Origin of the sequence: Yinghuangia seranimata, assembly GCF_029953285.1 — a bacterium.
Lineage (GTDB): Bacteria > Actinomycetota > Actinomycetes > Streptomycetales > Streptomycetaceae > Yinghuangia > Yinghuangia seranimata.
On sequence record NZ_JASAOI010000029.1, the window covers coordinates 226,124 to 245,151 of the forward strand.

General features: G+C 72.6%; 21 protein-coding genes. 15 read left to right on the forward strand and 6 right to left on the reverse strand.

The features are described from left to right. Positions 1–72 precede the first annotated feature (72 nt). The 9 genes from QI554_RS20215 (at position 73) to QI554_RS20255 (ending at position 5,951) form a co-directional block, all read left to right on the forward strand. Positions 73–732 carry a GntR family transcriptional regulator gene (locus QI554_RS20215; RefSeq protein ID WP_281471541.1) on the forward strand — a complete coding sequence of 220 codons (660 nt, stop codon included), beginning with the start codon at positions 73–75 and terminating at the stop codon, positions 730–732. 59 nt (positions 733–791) lie between these two features. Continuing rightward, entirely contained in the window at positions 792–1,280 is a 489-nt protein-coding gene (locus tag QI554_RS20220; RefSeq protein WP_281471542.1) for a DnaJ family domain-containing protein, read from the forward strand. Between the two features lie 178 nt (positions 1,281–1,458). Next, complete coding sequence (locus tag QI554_RS20225; RefSeq protein ID WP_281471543.1) at positions 1,459–1,968, forward strand: redoxin domain-containing protein; 510 nt, start codon at positions 1,459–1,461, stop codon at positions 1,966–1,968. A 76-nt stretch (positions 1,969–2,044) separates the two neighbouring features. Then, complete coding sequence (locus QI554_RS20230; RefSeq protein ID WP_281471544.1) at positions 2,045–2,224, forward strand: hypothetical protein; 180 nt, start codon at positions 2,045–2,047, stop codon at positions 2,222–2,224. A 50-nt stretch (positions 2,225–2,274) separates the two neighbouring features. Continuing rightward, positions 2,275–2,454, forward strand: coding sequence for a hypothetical protein (locus QI554_RS20235; protein ID WP_281471545.1), 180 nt, complete (start codon positions 2,275–2,277; stop codon positions 2,452–2,454). A 76-nt stretch (positions 2,455–2,530) separates the two neighbouring features. Continuing rightward, a complete protein-coding gene (locus tag QI554_RS20240; RefSeq protein ID WP_281471546.1) occupies positions 2,531–3,064 on the forward strand; it encodes a MauE/DoxX family redox-associated membrane protein in 534 nt (177 codons plus the stop codon). Positions 3,065–3,079: 15 nt separating this feature from the next. Further along, positions 3,080–3,646: a peroxiredoxin family protein gene (locus QI554_RS20245; protein ID WP_281471547.1), complete on the forward strand. Its 567-nt coding sequence runs from the start codon at positions 3,080–3,082 to the stop codon at positions 3,644–3,646. Continuing rightward, positions 3,643–5,475: an ABC transporter ATP-binding protein gene (locus QI554_RS20250; protein ID WP_281471548.1), complete on the forward strand. Its 1,833-nt coding sequence runs from the start codon at positions 3,643–3,645 to the stop codon at positions 5,473–5,475. Before QI554_RS20245 ends, QI554_RS20250 begins: the two co-directional genes overlap by 4 nt. Beyond that, complete coding sequence (locus QI554_RS20255) at positions 5,472–5,951, forward strand: S26 family signal peptidase (protein WP_281471549.1); 480 nt, start codon at positions 5,472–5,474, stop codon at positions 5,949–5,951. Before QI554_RS20250 ends, QI554_RS20255 begins: the two co-directional genes overlap by 4 nt. A 31-nt stretch (positions 5,952–5,982) precedes the next feature. On the opposite strand, the gene QI554_RS20260 is transcribed toward QI554_RS20255, so the two are convergent. The 3 genes from QI554_RS20260 to QI554_RS20270 all read right to left on the reverse strand — a co-directional run bounded on the left by QI554_RS20260 (position 5,983) and on the right by QI554_RS20270 (position 9,835). Beyond that, a complete protein-coding gene (locus QI554_RS20260) occupies positions 5,983–6,459 on the reverse strand; it encodes a (2Fe-2S)-binding protein (protein WP_281471550.1) in 477 nt (158 codons plus the stop codon). A gap of 9 nt (positions 6,460–6,468) precedes the next feature. Continuing rightward, positions 6,469–8,820 carry a molybdopterin cofactor-binding domain-containing protein gene (locus QI554_RS20265; RefSeq protein WP_281471551.1) on the reverse strand — a complete coding sequence of 784 codons (2,352 nt, stop codon included), beginning with the start codon at positions 8,818–8,820 and terminating at the stop codon, positions 6,469–6,471. Between the two features lie 157 nt (positions 8,821–8,977). Next, the gene (locus tag QI554_RS20270; RefSeq protein ID WP_281471552.1) at positions 8,978–9,835 is read right to left on the reverse strand and encodes a YihY/virulence factor BrkB family protein; all 858 of its coding nucleotides are present in this window, start codon (positions 9,833–9,835) and stop codon (positions 8,978–8,980) included. 177 nt (positions 9,836–10,012) lie between these two features. Here QI554_RS20270 and QI554_RS20275 point away from each other — a divergent pair, with 177 nt between their 5' ends. Continuing rightward, the gene (locus QI554_RS20275; RefSeq protein ID WP_281471553.1) at positions 10,013–10,777 is read left to right on the forward strand and encodes an SDR family oxidoreductase; all 765 of its coding nucleotides are present in this window, start codon (positions 10,013–10,015) and stop codon (positions 10,775–10,777) included. Between the two features lie 4 nt (positions 10,778–10,781). On the opposite strand, the gene QI554_RS20280 is transcribed toward QI554_RS20275, so the two are convergent. After that, positions 10,782–11,435 carry an SDR family oxidoreductase gene (locus QI554_RS20280; RefSeq protein ID WP_281471554.1) on the reverse strand — a complete coding sequence of 218 codons (654 nt, stop codon included), beginning with the start codon at positions 11,433–11,435 and terminating at the stop codon, positions 10,782–10,784. Positions 11,436–11,536: 101 nt separating this feature from the next. Here QI554_RS20280 and QI554_RS20285 point away from each other — a divergent pair, with 101 nt between their 5' ends. Beyond that, on the forward strand, positions 11,537–12,547 hold the full coding sequence (locus QI554_RS20285) for an RNA ligase family protein (RefSeq protein WP_281471555.1): 1,011 nt from the start codon (positions 11,537–11,539) through the stop codon (positions 12,545–12,547). Here QI554_RS20285 and QI554_RS20290 read toward each other — a convergent pair. After that, a complete protein-coding gene (locus tag QI554_RS20290) occupies positions 12,532–12,960 on the reverse strand; it encodes a nuclear transport factor 2 family protein (RefSeq protein WP_281471556.1) in 429 nt (142 codons plus the stop codon). The genes QI554_RS20285 and QI554_RS20290 overlap by 16 nt on opposite strands. Before the next feature lie 109 nt (positions 12,961–13,069). Here QI554_RS20290 and QI554_RS20295 point away from each other — a divergent pair, with 109 nt between their 5' ends. The 4 genes from QI554_RS20295 (at position 13,070) to QI554_RS20310 (ending at position 17,259) form a co-directional block, all read left to right on the forward strand. Next, on the forward strand, positions 13,070–13,963 hold the full coding sequence (locus QI554_RS20295; RefSeq protein WP_281471557.1) for a LysR family transcriptional regulator: 894 nt from the start codon (positions 13,070–13,072) through the stop codon (positions 13,961–13,963). 36 nt (positions 13,964–13,999) lie between these two features. Beyond that, positions 14,000–14,611 carry an HPP family protein gene (locus QI554_RS20300; RefSeq protein ID WP_281471558.1) on the forward strand — a complete coding sequence of 204 codons (612 nt, stop codon included), beginning with the start codon at positions 14,000–14,002 and terminating at the stop codon, positions 14,609–14,611. 279 nt (positions 14,612–14,890) lie between these two features. Next, complete coding sequence (locus QI554_RS20305; protein WP_281471559.1) at positions 14,891–16,081, forward strand: AraC family transcriptional regulator; 1,191 nt, start codon at positions 14,891–14,893, stop codon at positions 16,079–16,081. 35 nt (positions 16,082–16,116) lie between these two features. Continuing rightward, positions 16,117–17,259: a helix-turn-helix domain-containing protein gene (locus QI554_RS20310; protein ID WP_281471560.1), complete on the forward strand. Its 1,143-nt coding sequence runs from the start codon at positions 16,117–16,119 to the stop codon at positions 17,257–17,259. A 500-nt stretch (positions 17,260–17,759) separates the two neighbouring features. Here QI554_RS20310 and QI554_RS20315 read toward each other — a convergent pair whose 3' ends face one another. Beyond that, on the reverse strand, positions 17,760–18,977 hold the full coding sequence (locus QI554_RS20315) for a CaiB/BaiF CoA transferase family protein (RefSeq protein WP_281471561.1): 1,218 nt from the start codon (positions 18,975–18,977) through the stop codon (positions 17,760–17,762). Between the last annotated feature and the right edge of the window lie 51 nt (positions 18,978–19,028).

Here is a 19,028-nt window from a genome sequence, read left to right on the forward strand (position 1 = left end):
TGGGCACTCGGGAACCGACGCGAACCGACGCACGAACCGAGCACCATCCGACGAGACGGGGAGACACCACAGATGGCGATCCAGCGCCGGCCGCTGCGCGAGCAGATCCGCGAAGAACTGCTGCTCCGCCTGGACCGCGGCGACTTCGCGGCGGGCAAGGACCTCAACGAGGTGGCTCTGGCCACCGAGCTCGGGGTCAGCCGGACGCCGCTGCGCGAGGCGCTGATCACGCTCGCCGGCGAGGGCATCCTGGAGAGCAACCAGGGCCGCGGCTTCCGGTTCGCGCCGGTCAGCGGCAAGGAGTTCGGCGACCTGTGCGAGATCGTCGCCGGGCTCGAGGCGCTCGCCGTCGAGCTGACCGCGCCGGACGACCTGCTCGCCCTGGCCCCCGATCTGCTGCGCCTCGCGCAGGGCTTCCCGGACCGCATCGCGGCCCAGCAGGAGATCGAGATCCACGACGACGAGTGGCACGACCTGCTGCTCAGCAAGTGCCCCAACGAGCGGCTGCTCGACCTGCTGACCAGCGTCAAGGCCGGCATGCGCCGCTACACGCACCTCATCGCCGGCGAGGACGCCCTGCTCGAGCGCGAGGCCGAGGAGCACTGCCGGATCGCCGAGCACCTCGCGGCCGGGGACATCCCGGCCGCGACCGCCGCGCTCCGGGACAACTGGGTCGACGGCATGGAGCGCATGACCAGCCGGATCCCGGGCGCCGGGGCCGACGGCGGGTGAGGCGCACGGCGTAGGTTGGACGTGCGGGGTGCCGCGCGGGCGAACACGAGGGAGGCGAAGTGACGGAGCGCAAGCCACCGGACGCGCCGTTCGAGACGTGGGTCGACCACCTCATCCGGCAGGCGCGGGCCCGCGGTGAATTCGACAACCTCTCGGGCGCGGGCCGGCCCGCCGAGGCGCTCGACGCGCCGTACGACGAGCTGTGGTGGATCCGCCGCAAGGCGCACCGCGAGGGCATCTCCCTGCTGCCCCCCACGCTCCAGCTGCGCAAGGACGCCGAGGACGCGCTGCTGGACGCCCTGCACGCGCGCTCCGAACGCGAGGCGCGCGGCATCGTCGAGGCGATCAACGAGCGCATCGAGAAGGCCCTGCGGATGCCCCCGCCCGGCCCGCTGCTGCGACTCCAGCCCTTCGACACCGACGCGATCGCCGCCGAGTGGCGCGCCGCCCACCCGGACCGGGTCCGCCCGCCCGCGGCCCCGCAGACCGCCACGCCCCGTCCGCGCCGGGGCTGGTGGCGGCGGCGCGGACGGGCTTCCGACGCCTAGAACCCGGCCCCGGGGTCTGTTTCCTACCGCGCGTTGATCATCAACTCGCGTTTAAACAAACGATCTTCGTCAAATTTCGTCTCGCATTCTGGATAGTCGGAGATCGTCGGCGACCCCACACTTTCCCCCAGTGCAACCGCCCAGGGGGTCGAACTTGCCTTACGTCATTGCTGGTTTGGTGCTCGTCGGAACCATCGCGCTGCTCAACCTCGGCTTGCTCGTGGTCATCCTGCGCCGTTGGCAGGAACTCGAAGTCGTCCGCCGACGCGACGACTTCGTCGCACAAGGACCGCAACCCGGGGACAGGTTGCCCGAATTCGCCGCCACCGCGATCAGCGGCCGGACCGTGACCCAGGACGACTTCCGCTCCGGGGGACTGCTCCTCGGCGTCTTCTCGCACGACTGCCCGTCCTGCGTCGACAAGGTTCCGGTCTTCGCCGAGCAGGCCGAGCGGATCCGGGAGTCCGGTGGGCGGGTCATGGCGCTGCTGATGGGCGCCGAAGCCGGCGAGAGCGGCCTGACCGCCGCGCTGATCGGGCCGGCGGACGAGATCGTGCCCGAGCCCGAGGCGTCGCCGCTGTTCAAGGCGCTGCGCGTGCCCGGCTATCCCACGATCCTCACGTACCAGGGCGGCGTCCTCGCCGCCACCTCCGCCGTCGCCCGCCAACCGGTGCCCGCGGCGTCCTGAACCCCGGTGCGGCCGTGGAACAACGCGGCCACGCCGTGGACCACGCACAGTTCATCCACATAAGAAGAGGAGAACCATGCGCACTCTCAAGGCCGGTGCCGGCCGCCTGATCGAGCGGATCCTGCCCAAGGCCGAGGCCGAGGCGAGCTGCCCGCCGGACTGCTGGACCGAGTGGAACTACAACTACCAGCGCTGCCGTCGCTGCTGCGACACGCACAACTGCGGTGTCAGCTGCGGCAGCTGGGACTACTGCTGACCGTCAGCACGGGTTACGCACAGTTCATCCACGCATAAAGGAGGAGAACCATGCGCACACTCAAGGCCGGTGCCGGCCGCCTGATCGAGCGGATTCTGCCGAAGGCCGACGCCGAGGCGGGTTGCCCGTACGACTGCTGGACCGAGTGGACCACCAGCGGCCAGCGGTGCCGCACCTGTTGCGTCACGCCGCGGTGCGGCGTGAGCTGCGGGAGCTTCGACTACTGCTGACACGCGCGGGGCGGGTCGCTTGCGGCCCGCCCCGTACGTTCCCGCCGGTCCCGCGTCGAGTCTTCCGGAGTCACACTTGTCCGACCTGCTGCTCGTCTGCCGCCTGACGCTGATCTGCGTGCTGGCTGTGGCCGGTGTCGCGAAACTGCGCGATCGCGACCAATTCGCCGCCTCGCTGGGCGACTTCCCCTTCCTGCCCGCCGCCGCCCGGCCCACGCTCGCCGTCGTGGTGCCCGTGGCCGAGCTCGCCGCCGCCGTGCTCCTCGCCCTGCCCTGGACGCTCGGGGTCGGACTGGCCGTCGCCGCGCTCCTGTGCGCGGCGTTCACCGCGGTGGCCGTCACCACGATGCGCAGTCCCAGCCCCGCCGGCTGCGCGTGCTTCGGCAGCAGGACCACCGTGCCGATGGGCCCCTGGCACGTCGCCCGCAACGTCACGCTCACGGTGCTCGCCGTCCTCGGCGGCGTCGTCGCCGTCACGGACGGCACCTCGGCGCCCCTCGACGCCGCCGCGATCGCGCTCGCCGTCGGCACCGCGGGCTACCTCACCGTGCTCGCCGTGTTCACCGACGACCTCGCCCACTTCTTCTCCACCCGTACCGGCCGAAGCTGAAAGGACGATGACAGCGTGAACTACGCCATCGCCGGCCTCGCCCTTGTCGCCGCGGCCACCCTCGTCAACGCGCTCCTCACCCGTGTGGTCGTCCAGGCCTGGCGGGCCACGATCACCGCCCCCGCCGCGGCCCACCCGCACCCCCACGAGGACCCGGGCACCCCGCGGCTCGCCGTCGAACAGGGCGGCCACCTCCCGGCGTTCACCCTGCACGCCCCCGACGGCGATGTCACAGAGTCGGCCCTGGCCGGGCAGCCCGCGCTCATCGCCTTCCTCCGCCCCAACTGCGGCCCCAGCAGGGAGAGCCTCGCCGACATCCAGCGCTGGGCCGAGGCCAACACCCCCGCGGGCGCACGCCTCGTCGCCGTCATCAACGGGCAGGAAGCCGACGCCGGCCCGCTGCTCGACGCGGTCGTCCCGCTCACCGGACTCACCGCCACCGAACCGCCGAACGGTCCCGTCGCCACCGCCTTCGGTGTGCGTTACCACCCGAGCTTCGTCCTCCTCGACGCCGACGGGACGATCACCGAGACCGGCATCGGCCTCGGGTCCCTGCCCGCGCTCGACGTCGTCACTGTATGAGCCGGCGCTTCGTCTCCCGCGCGGCCGAAGTCCTGCGGGGCCTGTCCGCGGTGTTCGCCCTGGCGTTCAGGGCCTGCCCCGGGGCTCTCTCCGTGCGCCTCGCCACGGTCGTCGTCACGGGCACCGCGCCGGTGGCCGCGTCCTGGTTGCTCAAGTACGTCGTCGACAGCCTCACCGCGGACGACTTCCACACGTCGGACCTCAACTGGGCCGCGGCGGGCATCGGGCTGCTCACCGTCCTGCTCGCCGCGAGCGCGTCCGTCTCCACGTACGCCGACGGCCGCATCCGCCGCGCGACGGCCACGCAGGCGCAGAGCGACCTGCTCGCGGCCGTCAACCGGCTCAGCGGGCTCTCCAAGCTCGAGCAGCCCTCGTTCCACAACCGCATCCAGCTCGCCATCCAGAGCGCGCAGGGGTCCGAGCGGCTCGTCGGCGCGGTGCTCCAGGGCCTCCAGGCGGTCCTCACCATGGCGGGCTTCCTCGGCAGCCTCCTGTTCATCAGCCCAGCGCTGGCCGCCATCGTCGTCGCGGCGGCGATCCCGGCCGTGTTCGCGCACCTGGCCAACAGCCGCCGCCGTGCGGACATGTTCTGGCGCACCAGCAGCCTCGCCCGCCGCCAGATCTTCTACCGCCAGCTGCTCACCGACAGCCAGGCGGCGAAGGAGATCCGGCTCTACGGCCTCGGCGACTACTTCACGCAGCGGCTGCGCACCGACCTCGACAGCATCAACCGGCAGGAGGAGCGCCTGGACCGCCGCCTGGCGGTGTACGAGACGGGCCTCGCCGTCCTCGGCGCGGCCGTCTCCACCGGCGCGCTCATCTGGGGAGTGCACCAGGCCGCGGGGCACGCGCTCACCGCCGGTGACGTGTCCCTGCTCGTCGCCGCGCTCGCCGGCATGCAGTCGTCGCTCGTCAGCCTGGTCGGGTGCGTCGCCCAAGGGCACCAGACGGCCCTGATGTTCGGCCACTACCTGCACGTCACCCGGGTCCGGGACGACCTCCCCGCCCCGGCGACGCCGATCGCCCCGCCGCCGCTGTCCCGCGGGCTCGAGCTGCGCGACGTCTGGTTCCGCTACACCGACGACGGGCCGTGGATCCTGCGCGGCGTCAGCCTGACCATCCCGCACGGCAGCACCCTGGCCGTCGTCGGCCTCAACGGGGCCGGCAAGAGCACCCTCGTCAAACTGCTGTGCCGCCTGTACGACCCGCAGCGCGGCAGCATCCACTGGGACGGCGTCGACCTCACGGACATCCCCCCGGACCAACTGCGCGAGCGGGTCAGCGTCGTCTTCCAGGACCCGATGGAGTACGACCTCACCGCCGCGGAGAACATCGGCCTGGGCGACCTCGGCGCGCTCCACGACGGCGCGCGCATCCAGGCCGCCGCCGAGGACGCGGACATCCACGGCAAACTCTCGGGTCTCCCCCAGGGCTACGACACGATGCTCAGCCGGATGTTCTTCCCCGACGACGCCGAAGACCCGGTCTCCGGCGTCCAGTTGTCGGGCGGGCAGTGGCAGCGCGTCGCGCTCGCCCGGGCCCTGATGCGCTCAGAACGGGACCTGATGATCCTCGACGAGCCGAGCACAGGCCTCGACGCGGCCGCCGAACGCCATCTCCACGACCGGCTCACCGCGCTGCGCCAGGGCTCGACGAGTGTCCTCGTCTCCCACCGCCTCAACACCGTCCGCGCCGCCGACGCCATCGTCGTCATCGCCGACGGCGTCGTGTCCGAGGCGGGCACCCACGACGAGCTCATGGCCGCCGACGGCGTCTACGCCGAGCTCTTCACCACCCAGGCCGAAGGCTACGAGGAGGTCGTCAGGTGACCACCGCCCTGCTCATCGCCCTTGCCGGGGTCCTCGTCCTCGCCGCCGCCGTGTGGCTGGCCCGCGGACGGCTCATGGCCGTGACCGTCCGCGGCTACAGCATGGCGCCCACGCTCATGCCCGGCGACCGCGTCCTCATGCTCCGCGGCAGGCACCGGATCGCCACCGGCCGCCTGGCCGTCGTCGTCGCCCCGCACCCCCGCTTCGGCTGGAACCCGCCCGCCGACGCCGTCCCCGACAACTGGTACGTCAAACGCATCGCCGCCGTCCCCGGCGAACCCGTCCCGGACTGGGCCCACCTGTGCCCCGGCCCCGACGTCCCCCCGGGCATGCTCGTCCTCCTGGGCGAACGCCCGGCCTCCCGGGACTCCAAGCAATGCGGCTACTGCCCCGAGGACAAGCTCATCGGCACCGTCCTCCTCCGCCTCCGCGCCGCCGCCACCCCGACCGCCGCGTCCGCCGCCGCGGGCGAGTGAGGCGGAGGCCGCGGCCGACCGACGACGAGGGTCAGAACCTGTCTGCGGCCGCGCGGACGGCTTCGCGGATGCGGTGGTAGGTGCCGCAGCGGCAGATGTTGCGTATCTCGTCGAAGTCGGCGTCGCCTATCTCGTGGCCGGCGGCGCGGGCCTGGCGGACCTTGGCCACGGCGGCCATGATCTGGCCGGGCTGGCAGTAGCCGCACTGGGCGACGTCGAACTCCAGCCAGGCCTCCTGCATCGGGTGGAGGTCCTGGCCGACGGTGGCGGGGAGGCCCTCGATGGTGGTGACCTCGTCGGTCGGCGCGACGTCGGCGACGCGGACCGAACACGGGTTGAAGGCCTTGCCGTTGATGTGGCTGGTGCAGGCCTGGCAGACGCCGATGCCGCAGCCGTACTTGGGGCCGGTCACGCCGAGGACGTCGCGCAGCACCCACAGCAGCCGCACGTCGTCCTCGATGTCGACGGTGACCTGCTCGCCGTTGAGCCGGAAGGTGTGGAGGGGCATCGGGGGCTCCTAGTAGGCGCGGCCGAGGCCGTCGGTGGGCGAGGCGGGGACCGGCGGGACGGTCGGCTTCGGCTCGAAGGCGAGCGGCGCGTTGTGGTTGATCGGGAACGTGGTCGGCATCGTCCCCGTGGCGCGCCGGTAGGCGCAGGCGACGGCGGCCATCGCGCCCGCGACGGCGAGTTCCCCGGCTCCGCCCGGCTCGCCGGTGGTCGGCGGCATGACCACGATCTGCAGCTCGGGCGGGGAGTTCCACTGCCGGGTGTAGAAGTAGTTGTCCCAGCTGGCCTCCAGGAAGTGGCCGTCCTTCAGGTGCAGGCTGGAGGTCAGGGTCAGCGCGATACCGTCCATGATCCCGCCCATCATCTGCGCCTCGAGGCCGCGCGGGTTGACCGCGCGGCCGACGTCGACCGCGCACACGACCTTGGTGACGCGCGGCCCGGTGACCGCGTTCGGGATCCGCCGCCCGGTGGTCTCGGGGCGGCAGTCGATCTCGACCAGCACGGCGACGACCGAGTGGTACTCGGGGTGCAGCGCGATGCCCTGCGCCGTGCCGACGGGCATGGCGCGGCCCCAGTGGCCGAGGTCGGCGACCTTGTCGAGGACGGCCCGGGCCCGGTCGTCCTTGAGGAACTCGCGGCGGAACCGGTACGGGTCCTTGCCCATGTCGGCGGCTATCTGGTCGACCACCAGCTCCTGCGCGCACCGCACGTTGGGCGAGTAGATGTTGCGCATGCTGCCGGTGTTGAAGCCCTTGTCGACCTCGCTGAGCAGCTGGGTGACGACGCCGAAGTCGTAGGGCGTCTGCTGGGTGAGCGTGAAGATGGTCTCGGAGAACGTCAGGTCGCCGACCGGGAGTTGCGCGGCGGTGGCGGTGATCACCTCGCCGAGGCCGTGGCCGAAGTCGGTGGCGACCGACGTGTGGCGTTGCTCGTAGCTGAGCACCTGGCCGAGGGTGTGCGTGGCCCGCACCCGCGAGATGGACATCGGGTGGGTGCGGCCCTGCCGCGCGTCGTCGGCGCGGTGCCACATGAGCTTGACCGGTTTGCCGAACGCGCGGGAGATCTCGGCGGCTTCGAGGGCCGCGTCGAAGAACAGCTTGCGGCCGAACGAGCCGCCGCCGTCGACCACGTGGAGGGTGACGGCGGAGACCGGCAGGCCGAGCCTGGCCGCGACGGTCTCCTGCGCGGTGATCGGCGACTTGAACGAGCCCCAGATCTCGGCGCGGTCGGGCCGCACGTCGGCGACGGCGCAGTTCGTCTCCAGCGCGCTGTTCCCGGCGAACTGGAAGGTGAAGCGGATGTCGACGGCCTTGGTGAGCAGCGGCAGCGGCGGGACGACGAGCGGGAGCTCGGCGCGGCGCAGTTCGTCGTACACGCTCGCGTCGGAGGCGCCTTCCGCGGTGCCGGGGCCCCAGGTGACGTGCAGGGCGCGGACCGCGTCGATGCACTGGCCGAACGTGCGGCCGCGCACGGCGACACCGGTGGAGACCGCCGCGACGTCGGTGATCCCCGGCATCGCGCGGACCTCGGCGAGGTTTTCGACGGAGCGGACGGTGCCGTTGATGGTGGGCGGCCGGCACACCATGGTCGGGAGGGCGCCGGGGACCTGGAGGTCCATGGCGTACTGCTTGCGGCCGGTGACCGCGGCGCGCGCGTCGATGCGGGTGCGTGGGGTGCCGACGACGGTGAACGCGCTCTCCGGCTTCAGCTCGACGGTGACCTGAAGGGTGGTCAGGGCGGCGGCCTTGACGGCGAGTTCGCCGTAGGTCGCGGTGCGGCCGACGGCGGAGGTGACGACGCCGAGCCGGGTGGTGAGCGCGGAGACGGCCTCGCCGAACTCGAGCGCGGCCGCATCGAGGAGGCGGCGCCGCGCGACGGCTGCGGCGACACGGATGGGCGTGTAGGTGGCGATCGTGGTGTTCGACCCGCCGGTCATCTGGTTGAACAGCAGCTCGGGGCGGGCGTCGGCCAGCGTGACCCGGACCATGTCGAGCGGGAGGTCGAGCTCCTCGGCGATCAGCATGGCGCTGGAGGTGGTGACGCCCTGCCCGACCTCGGCGCGCGGCAGCGCGAACGACGCGGTGCCGTCGGGTTCGACGCGGACGGTGATGAGGTTCGCGGTGGGCAGGGCCGCGACGGTGAGCATGTCGTTGAGGTCGAGGATCTCGGCGGGACCGGGCAGCCCGGGCACGGCGGCCTCGGCCTCGGCCGGTGCCACGAGGTCGACGCCGATCCGGGCCGCCGCCGTCAGCGTCGACGCGGCGAGCACGTACCCGAGGAACCGGCGCCGCCCGAACCCCGGCCCGGCGCCGGGCGGCTCGTCGGCGACGCCCTCGCCCTGCGCACGCAGCGGCGCACCCATGGCACTCCCCCCTTTTCCGCCCGATCCGCCGCAGCCCGGACGACCGCGACATGGGCAGCCTGCCACGGATTTCGCCTGGTCCGGGGCGTCTCGGGCGAACGCCATCCGCATGAGCGAAGACCTGTGGCCCGGCACATCTGTTCGACGAGCGGACCCGCTACTTGCGGTCCACCGGGTGCTTCGCCGTCGCCGTCCACGCCGCGCAGAAAAGCAGCAGGCGGGTCGCGAAGTAGATCCACAGCAGCAGCGCCACCGGGACGCCGAACGCGCCGTACATGCTCTTGCCCGCGACGTCGGCGATGTACTTGGAGACGAGGATCTTGAGCAGTTCGAAGCCGACGGCGCCGATCAGCGCGCCGCGCAGTGCCGTCCGGCGCGGCATCTCCAGCCGGGGCATGCCCACCAGCAGGTAGAGGAACAGCACGACGCCGGCGAGCACCGCGACCCCGAACGCCGCGGCCTGCAACAGCCAGCGTCCCAGCGGGTGTTCAGCCAGTCCGATGGAGTGCGATATCCGCCCGATCACACTGGTCGCGAACGCCGACGCGCCGACGGACACCGCCATCGCCAGTCCGAGCCCGATCAGCGTGCCCGCGTCCTTGGCCTTCATCAGGACGGTCTTCTCGATGCCGTCGGGCGGGGCCTGGTCGCCGAACCACATCTCGCGGATCGCCGGGCGCAGCGCGCCCACCCAGCCCAGTCCGAGGAACAGCAGCAGCACGCCGCCGATGAAACCGACCTCGCCGGCGTTGTCGACGAGCCCCTGCACGTTGACCCGGTCGGCGATGCCCGGGATCTGGTTGGAGATGTTCTTCTGCAGCTCCTCCACGCGGCCCGGGCTGAGCGTCGCCGCGACGATCGCCGCGGCGAGGGCGATCAGCGGGAACAGCGCCAGAAAGCCGTAGAACGCCACGGCTGCCGACGCGAAGTTCCCGTTCCGCTCGGTGTACCGGTCGTAGGCCTCCATCGTGCGGCCGATGACCGGCAGAGTGCTCAGTTTGTCCTTGATCGCCACACGTACAACGTAGTGGCGCCCCTCCGGGCCTCGGCAGCCCCGGGTTGGGATGAGCTCTCAGGGTGGTTGTGGCAGACCCAGGAAAACCGCTGCTCTGGGTGGACCCTCGCGCGCCGCGCAGAGTGGTTCCCGCAAGCACCGCACGGAACCGCCCAAGGATCAACCGAGGAGCACCCCATGACGTACAACCTCGCCGGCCGCACCGCCGTCGTCACCGGAGCCGCGAGCGGCATGGGCGCCGCCACCGCCCGCCGGCTGGCCGGAGACGGCGCCGCGGTCGCACTGCTCGCGCGGCGCGAGGACCGGCTCAAGGAGCTGGCCGACGAGATCACCGCCGCCGGGGGCCGCGCGATCGCGGTCGCGGCGGACGTGACCGACCAGGAGTCGGTCGACGCGGCCGCCGCCCGCGTGCGCGCCGAGTTCGGCCGGGTCGACCTGGTCGTCAACAACGCGGGCGTGATGCTGCCCAACCCCGTCGACGACGGCCGTATCGACGAGTGGTCGAAGATGATCGACACCAACGTCACCGGGGCGCTGCGCGTCATCCGCGCCTTCACCGCCGACCTCGTCGCGGCCGCCGCCGACGGAGGTCCGGCGGACCTGGTGAACATCTCCTCGATCGGCGCGCACGTGCTGTTCCCGAACTACGCCGTCTACGGCGCCACCAAGGCCGCGCTCACCCAGCTGTCCGCGAGCCTGCGCACCGAACTGGGGCCGCGCGACGTACGCGTGACCAACATCGAGCCGGGCCTGACCGACACCGAGCTGGGCTCGCACATCGACAACGCGGCGCTGGGCAACGACGGACAGCTAGGCCAGCTGTTCGACCTGATCGGCACCCTGTCGGCCGACGACGTCGCGGACCTGATCGCGTACACGGCCTCGCGGCCGCGGCACGTCAACCTGCGCCAGCTGGTCGTCCTGCCGACCCGCCAGGCGTAGACCTCTAGTCGCGGCGCAGCGAGGCGAACTCGTCGGACCACGAAGCCACCTGGGCGCCCGGGGCGTCGAAGACCTCGAACGTCTTTCCGGACGCGGCGGGTTCGAACAGTGCGGCGACGGTCGCGTCGGCGACCAGGGCACGGCTCGTGCGGCCGTCGCCGGTGTCGCCCTGTTCGAGCCGTGCCCCGCCCGCCGGGGCGTCGGTCAGCCAGCCGGGGCGGACGATCGCGTACGGCGCCCCGCTCGCGCGGAGAGCCTCCTCGCCCGCCGCCCGGGCCACGATGATGCCTGCCAGCGACGGGTGTTCGTGCGCACGCGTGATGTAGATCTGCGAGACCAGCACGACCTTGGTGCCGGCCTTGGCCGCGGCCGCGGCGAGGTCGGCGACGCCGTGGTTCATCACGGCCTGCGCGCCGCGGTCGTCCGCCGGGGGCTCGACGGAGACCACGACGCCCGTGACGCCGTCGAGCAGCGCGGGGTCGATCCCGCGGCCGAGGTCGACGGTCGCGGTCGTCGCGCCGCGCGGCGGGTTGCCGGGGCGCCGCCCGGCCACCGTCACCCGCGCGCCGCGGGCGAGGAGCCGCTCGACGACGAGCCGGCCGGTGCGGCCCGAACCGCCGATGACCAGGAAGGTGCCCGCGGACTCATGATCGTTCATGCCGTCATTGTGCGGTACCGCGGCGGTCGCCGCGTCGGCTGAGGTGTCCCGCGGGTGAATTCCGTTTGATCGCACAGCTGCTCCCATCCGATGATCCGGTCATGTCCGATGCGCCGGCGCTCCGGCCCTACCCGAAGATCCCGTCCAGGGCCCGTCTGGGCATGGCCGGCGTCCGCGAGTGGGTCGCCGCAGAGAAGGTGCACGGCGCGCACTTCGCCGTCGTGTGCGACGGCGCCGGGGTGCGTCCGGCGAAGCGCCGCGACGTGCTCGGCGACGGGTCGCTCGACGCGTTCTTCGGCGTCAGCCGGATCTGGCCCGAACTCGCCGTGGCGGCAGCACGGTTCGTGGAGGCGGTGCGCGCCGGGTCCTCCGGCGCGGTGCCGGTCACGTTGTACGGCGAGCTCGCGGGCGGCCGCTACCCGCACCCGGTGGTGCCGGCGGAGCCCGGTGTCGAGCCGGTGCAGACCGGCGTCTGGTACGCGCCCGGCCTGCACTGGCTGCTGTTCGACGCCGCGGTGGACGTCGGCGACGGCGTGTTGTGGCTCGCGGACCGGGCCGTGCGCGAGGCCGCGGCGACCGCCGGACTGGCCTGCGTACCGCCGCTGGGGCACGGCCGGTTGAACGCGCTGCAGGAGTTGCCGCGCACGTTCCCGACCCGGGTCCCGGCAGTGCTGGGGCTGCCCGAGCTCGAGGACAACCTCGCCGAGGGGTACGTGCTCAAGCCCGCCGGTGCCTGGTCCGAGGCCGAGTCCGGCCCGCGCCCGGCGGCCAAGGCGAAGCAGGACGCCTTCGCCGAGGACGCGCGGTACAACGGGGCACGGCCGTTCCTGCCGCCGCCGCAGGGCGCGGCAGGCGTTCCCGCGTGGCTGGTCGTCGAGGCGACCGCGCTGCTCACGCCCACCCGCGCCGCCGCGGCGGTCAGCAAGCTGGGTCCGCGGGCGGGCGTCGGCGCGGTCGCCGAGGAGATCGTCCGGGACACGGTCGAGGAACTCGTCGAGTCCGTGGGCGGGTTGGACGCGTCGGCGATCGACGCATTGGCGGGCGCCCTGCGCCCGGGGGCCAGGGCGCTCGCCGCGTTCGACGCGTCCGACCGGGGTCAGCCCAGCCGCTGAGGGATGGGCGCCAGGGTGTAGTTGCTCCACACGTAGTTGTCCATCTGGTGCTGGTCGCCGGACAGGTTGTGGACCCGGTCGACCTTGCCGTCGGCGTTGAAGTGCCACACCAGCGCCCACATGGTGTCGACCTTGCCGACGCCCTCGGTGGACCAGCCGCGGTGGATGTCGACGACGTACTCGTCGTTGGCCTCGAGGAACAACGGGTCCGCCTGGAAACCGGACTTGCCCAGCTCCGTGAAGAACGCGACGACCTCCTCGACGCCGCGCTTGGTGCCGGACAGCGGGTGGTGGCCGGGGATGGTCCACTCGATGTCGTCGGTGAGCACCGCCCGCATGCCGTCGAGGTCGTAGGTGGCGTAGGCGGCGAAGAACTTCCCGATGGCCTCGATCTTCGGGTCGGTGCTCGACATGGCGCTCATTCCCTTGCGGTGTGCGGTCGGTTCGTGGTGTTCCCTGCGTGATCAACTTTGCTGGCGCCCCGGCCGGGACGTCCAATATCCGCTTCCATAACCTGGCGGCATGGATGTCGACACCCGCCTGCTGCGCTACTTCGTCGCGGTCGCCGAGGAGGGCACATTGACCCGTGCCGCGGAGCGGCTGTTCGTGTCGCAGCCGGCGCTGACCAAGCAGATCAGGCAGCTCGAAAAGCAGCTGGGCGTCGACTTGTTCGTCCGTTCCAAGGCCGGGATGACGCTCACCGCCGCGGGCGCCGCGCTCGCGGAGGCCGCGCCCGGCGCGCTCGCCGGAGTGGAGGCGGCGCTGCGCCGGGCCCGGAAGGCCGCGAGCCGGGCGGCGCGGGTGCTGCGCGTCGGGTTCGTGGCGAGTGCGGCGAACGAGCACACGCAGGCCATCATCGCGGCGTTCGCCCGCGGCCGCCCGGGCTGGCGCGTCGACATGCGGCAGACGGACTGGTCGGACCCGACCGCGGGGCTCGCGGACGGCGCGGTGGACGCGGCCCTGCTGCGGCTCCCGTTCCCCGACCAGGAGGCGTTCCAGGTCACGGTGCTGTTCACCGAGCCGCGCTGGGTGGCGCTGCCGTCCGGCCATCCGCTGGCGGAGCGGGCCGAGATCCCGTTCGCGGAGCTGTGGGACGAGCCGTTCGTCGCACCGCCGCCTGAGGCCGGCCGCTGGCGCGACTGGTGGCTTGCGACGGACGAACGCGAAGGCCGTCCCGTCCACATCGGCGCGGTCGCGCACAACCCCGACGAGTGGCTCACCGCGATCGCGAACGGGTACGGCGTGAGCCTGACGCCGGAGGCGACGGCCCGCTTCTACCAGCGGCCGGGGGTCGCATACCGGCCGGTCGTCGGGGTGAGCCCCAGCCGGGTGGGGGTGGCGTGGTCGCGTTCGGCGGACGAGGACCCGGTGCTGTGCGACTTCGTGCGGGCGTGTGGGGGGCCGTTCGGGGCGTAGGACGTCTTCGGCGCCCGATCGTTTCCGGATTGGCGCGTGAGGACCGGTCTGTGGCGCGTCAGGCCCCGGGCGAAGTGGATCTTCGGGCCTACGTTCGATCACGTCGACGTCGTCGACTCGTCGATCCCGATCCCGATCCCGCCGAAGGAAGTGCCGATGTCCGGTTCCACCGCGCCTCCCTCCAAACGTCCGGCCGTCACCGTCGTCCTTGCGTCCACGGGCGCGACGGTGGCGGCTTTGCTGCTGCTCGCGGCCGTGTCGTCCGCGACGCATCTGCACTTGTTCGCACTGCCGTTCGCAGCGAGTGCGGCCATCGTGGCTTTCGCGCCGCACGTCCCGTTCGCGCAGCCGCGCGCCATCGTGGGCGGCCATGTATCGGCGTCGCTGGTCGCGTTGCTCGTCACCTGGATCGCCGGGCCGTCGGTGTGGACGGCCGCCGTGGCGGCCGGTCTCGCGACCGCCCCGATGCTGCTCCTGCGCGCCCCGCACCCGCCCGCGACGGCCACGGCCGCGCTCATCGGCCTGTCCCACCCGCACGTGAGCTATCTGCTGAACCCCGTGCTCCCCGCTGCGCTGCTGGTGATCGCCGGAGGGTTCGTCCTGGGGCGGATCCTGCCGGACCACCGTTACCCGTCCTCGTGGTGGTGAGGCACCGTTTCCTCCCCGCCCGGATCCGTGCAGGGAACCCGGGAACACTTGAGGACTGACCAGCCGGCCGCCGGCCCGGCCTTCGCGGGCCGGGCCGGCGAGCCGCCTCGCGATCGTGATCCCCAGTGAAACGCGCGTGATGCGATGCGTCGTTGATCATGGCCGCCGGTCTTCCGAGAATGGAGTACGCGTCCAGTTCATACCGGTGTGGGAGATCCGCCGGCGGCAGAGGAACGCCCGACGGCACACGATTTCGCACACGGGGAAGGCACGAAGCGCATGCATCCGCACCCTGCGCACGTCCAGCGCGGGCACGCCCACAGCGGGTCCGCCGCGGCGCCGGAGCCGTCGGGGTCCCTCGACGGCACGGTCTCCGTACACATGGCGCGGTTCATGGTGAACACGGCTCTGACCTTGGGCATCCCCCGGGGCGAACTCGTCGGTCTGCCAGGCCTGTCGGCACTCGGGTCGGCGGACGACCGGCACCGCGTCCCGACCGCCACGGTCGACCGGATGTGGGACCTCGTCTCGGCGCTGCCCGGCCGCTGCGCGGGATCCCTGCTCGCGGGGCGTGCGCACATGGGTGAACTGCACGTGTGGGACTATCTGTTCGCCTGCGGGTCGACGTTCGTCGACGGCTGCCGGAACGCCGCCCGGCACCTCCCCGTCCTGGCGGATCCGGACGTCGGCATGGACGTCGCCCACGACGGACGGCTGCTGCGCGTCTCCTTCGTGATCCCCACCGAACGCGACTCCGCGGCTGCTTTGGAACGGTTCGCCCTCGGCATCACCCTGCGGCGCGCGCGGGAGGTCACCGGACGTCCCGTGGAGCCGGTCCGCGTCGCGTTCACCGGCAGGGCGCCCGGCGGTTCCCACCGCCATCTCGCCGAGGCGTTCGGCACAAACCTGATCGAGTTCGGCGCGCCGACCGCCACCATCACGCTGCTGGACGTCGCCGAACGCGCCGGTGCGCGGCAGCGCCTTCCGGGGCACGGCCCCCAGTCCGCCTCGCGCCGCGCTCCGGCGCCGGGCGCCGCCGCCGAGCAGCGCCAGGACGCGCTGTCCACGATCCTGTGCAGCTACGCCGACTGGCTCACCACGGCGGCCCGCCCCGCGCCCACCTGGACCGAACGGTTCCAGGCCGCGGTCGCCGACGCCCTCGCCCGCGGTGACGCCACCCTGCGCGACGTCGCCGACCGCCTCGCCGTCAGCCCCCGCACACTCCAACGCCAGCTGCACGACCGGCACACCACGTGGCGCGACGAACTCGACGGCGCCCGCCGCCGCCGCGCCCTGGCCCTGCTCCACGACACGGACCTGCCCCTGGAGACCGTCGCGCGCCGCCTCGCCTACCGCGACGCCCGCGCCCTCCGCCGGGCCTTCACCCGCTGGACGGGCACCACCCCGGCGGTCTACCGCAACACCTTCGGCCCCTCCCCGGCAACCGCCCCGCAGCCCGACGAGGACTGACCGCGGCACCGAGGTGGCCGAGCAAGGAGGACACCATGACGTACCTGCACACCGACGGGCCCGCACAGGTCGGCCGCCGCGGACAACCCGTGCTGGACTCCCAACTCGCCGCCGCCGAGGCGGCTTTGAGCGACGGCGTCGTCGACCTGGTCCTGACCGGGCACCTGAGCGCCGCGTCCCGCGTCGCGCGTCTGATGGGGCGTCCGCTCCCCCGCCACGCAAGGGTGTTCGTGCTGGACACCCGACCGCACGACCGGGACCGCGCGGTCGCGGCGGCGGTCACCGCGGCAACACGCCTGTCCACGGGCGGCTTCGCGTGGGTCGGTCGCAGCCCGGACAACGTGCGCCAGGCGCTGGCGCTCACCTCGGCCGAGGCCGACGGCTTCGCCTCCGCCGTGTGGACGGCGATGGACGGGCGCTGCCGGATCGCCGGCAGCGCGCCGCTGCCGTTGCGCGACGCCGTGCGCGGCTATGCGTACGCACTCGGCGAACTCCAAGTACCTGCCGACCAACCCGGCGCGTTGCGGTCCCAGCCGGAGACCGCCGGACCGACAGCCCTGGGCACCGGCCCGATGCTGCTCGCCGGGCCGCTCGGACGCGCTTGGGCGAACGGGTTCCTGGCCCCGCTGCGCGCGTACTACCCGACCCGCGCTCAGGACCCCGGCGCGGCCGAACTCACCGCCACCGTACGCGCCTGGCTGGCCTGCGGCCGGGACGCCGCGGGCACGCTGTACCTGCACCGAAGCTCCCTGAGCGCGCGAGTCCGGAAGGTGGGCCGAGTGCTCGGCGTGGACCTGGACCGCACCGGCGCGCAGACCATGCTGTGCCTCGCGCTGTACCTCGACAGTCTCCCGCGCCCTCCCGTCGGCACAGCACCGACCGACGTCCCCGGGCCGGTCTCCTTGTCCGACCTCCTCGCCCAACCGCTGGCCCGCAGTTGGGCCGAGGCCGTCTTGAACGGCGTCCTGGACTCCCCCGGTTCGACGAACGCGGTCACGCTGCGCGCCTGGCTCGACCACGACTGCCGGACGCGGCCGACCGCCGAGGCGCTCGGCCTGTCCGTCCCCGGTCTGCGCAAGCGCCTGGCGCGACTGTCGAAGCGACTCGGCGCGGACGTGTTCGGTTCCCCTGCCGACCAGCGCGAACTGTGGCTGGCAGTCAAAGTGTTCGATGGCTGATCAGGAACCCGCTTGGATGTCGCGAGTCATGCGAGAGGAGCGAGATGCCATACCGCCAACGACGCCCCACAGCAGGCACGGGAACGTGGATCATCCTCGCCACAGGCATCCTGCTGGTTCTAGCCATCGGCCTATGGGGCCTGGCCCACCCCCGCCACCTCCCAGCCGGCTGCCACCTGGTCGGCCGCATCCAACAGTGCGCCACGCCGTCCCCCTCCCCCACCGAGACGCCCTGGCCCACCTAGCGGCGGACCGAAAAGTCGGTTTTGCGGGAAGGGTTCTGCGCCTAGGCTGCGCGCCCGGGCATGGTAGGTGCCCTACGCCACTCGGGGGAGGCGGCATGAAGGTTGGGGACAAGGTGCGGGCCATCGCCGATATCCGTGGGTTGTTGCGGGCGTCGGTGCCCAAGGGGTCGGACGGCGTGGTCACTCGAATCGGGTATCGAGGGATCGAGGTGACGTTCACCGTTCCCGGGGTGATGGGTGGGACGCGGACGGTTGTCATTGTGGCTCGTCTGACGGAGATCGCGAAGTTGTAGGCCGGGAAGGGGTGTTGAGGGCTTCGAGGATCGCTGCCGTGTGCTCGCCCAGGAGGGGTGGGGCGCGGCGGATCGGGGGGCGTTGGCCGTCCAGGCGTAGGGGGGACGCGACCAGGCGTACCGGGCCGGCGGGGTGGGTGACGGTTGGGGTCAGGGCGGCTGCGGATACCTGTTCTTCGGCGAAGACCTGGTCGACGGTGTTGACCGGGGCGCAGGCGATGCCGGCCTGGAGGAGGCGTTCTTCCCAGGTGCGGGTCGGGTCGGCGCGCAGGGCGTCGGCGAGGAGGAGGACGAGGGCGTCCCGGTGGGCGACGCGGGCCGGGTTGTCGGCGAAGCGGGGGTCGGCGGCGAGTTCGGGGCGGCCGATGGCGGTGCACAGGGCGGTGAACTGGCGGTCGCTGGTGGCGCCGAGGACGAGTTCGCCGTCGGCGGTCGGGATCGGGCCGTACGGGGCGACGTTGGGGTGGAGGTTGCCGAGCAGGCCCGGCACGGTGCCGCCGATGAGGTGGTTCGCCGCCTGGTTGATGAGGGCGGAGACGCCGCATTCGAAGAGGGGCACTTCGACGCGGGCGGCCGCTCCGTCGGAGGGGTGGCGTCGGCCGAGCAGTGCGGCCAGGGCGCCGATGGCCGCGTACAGGCCGGTGACCACGTCGACGACGGGCAGCCCGACCTTGGTCGGGCCGGTCTCGGGGTGGCCGGTCACCGACATGATGCCGGTGCGGGCCTGGGCCATGGCGTCGTAGCCCGGTTGGTCGCCGAGCGGGCCGGCTTCGGAGGCGCCGCGGATCGAGACCCAGACGGCGTGCGGTGAGGTGTCGCGCACCTCGTCCAGCCCGAGCGAGGCGAGTTGGCGCGGGAGGAAGTTCTCCACGACGACGTCGGCGTCCGCCGCCAACCGGCGTACGGCCTCCTGGCCTTCGGCGTCGCGCAGGTCCAGGACGAGGGCGCGCCGGTTGCGGTTGAGCGCCATGAAGTAGGCCGCGTCGTCGCCGTGGAAGGGCGGTCCCCACCGCCGTGTCTCGTCTCCCTGCGGTGACTCGACCTTGACGACGTCCGCGCCGAGGTCGCCCAGCACGGTCGCGGCCAGCGGCCCGGCGAGGATGCGGGACAGGTCGAGCACGCGCACCCCGGCGAGCGGCAGGCGCGGGTCGTGGGCTTCGGCGTCGTGCGGCCACGTCATGCGGGTGCCTTTCGTACGGGGTTGTCCGGCGCGTCCATGGCTATCACGCGG

Coding starts and splice junctions, on each gene's coding strand:
- QI554_RS20230 (WP_281471544.1), top strand. CDS start 2,045: ATGCGCACTCTCAAGGCCGGTGCCGGCCGCCTGATCGAGCGGATCCTG.
- QI554_RS20250 (WP_281471548.1), top strand. CDS start 3,643: ATGAGCCGGCGCTTCGTCTCCCGCGCGGCCGAAGTCCTGCGGGGCCTG.
- QI554_RS20305 (WP_281471559.1), top strand. CDS start 14,891: ATGCATCCGCACCCTGCGCACGTCCAGCGCGGGCACGCCCACAGCGGG.
- QI554_RS20315 (WP_281471561.1), bottom strand. CDS start 18,977: ATGACGTGGCCGCACGACGCCGAAGCCCACGACCCGCGCCTGCCGCTC.
- QI554_RS20275 (WP_281471553.1), top strand. CDS start 10,013: ATGACGTACAACCTCGCCGGCCGCACCGCCGTCGTCACCGGAGCCGCG.
- QI554_RS20235 (WP_281471545.1), top strand. CDS start 2,275: ATGCGCACACTCAAGGCCGGTGCCGGCCGCCTGATCGAGCGGATTCTG.
- QI554_RS20260 (WP_281471550.1), bottom strand. CDS start 6,459: ATGCCCCTCCACACCTTCCGGCTCAACGGCGAGCAGGTCACCGTCGAC.
- QI554_RS20285 (WP_281471555.1), top strand. CDS start 11,537: ATGTCCGATGCGCCGGCGCTCCGGCCCTACCCGAAGATCCCGTCCAGG.
- QI554_RS20290 (WP_281471556.1), bottom strand. CDS start 12,960: ATGTCGAGCACCGACCCGAAGATCGAGGCCATCGGGAAGTTCTTCGCC.
- QI554_RS20295 (WP_281471557.1), top strand. CDS start 13,070: ATGGATGTCGACACCCGCCTGCTGCGCTACTTCGTCGCGGTCGCCGAG.
- QI554_RS20310 (WP_281471560.1), top strand. CDS start 16,117: ATGACGTACCTGCACACCGACGGGCCCGCACAGGTCGGCCGCCGCGGA.
- QI554_RS20280 (WP_281471554.1), bottom strand. CDS start 11,435: ATGAACGATCATGAGTCCGCGGGCACCTTCCTGGTCATCGGCGGTTCG.
- QI554_RS20215 (WP_281471541.1), top strand. CDS start 73: ATGGCGATCCAGCGCCGGCCGCTGCGCGAGCAGATCCGCGAAGAACTG.
- QI554_RS20265 (WP_281471551.1), bottom strand. CDS start 8,820: ATGGGTGCGCCGCTGCGTGCGCAGGGCGAGGGCGTCGCCGACGAGCCG.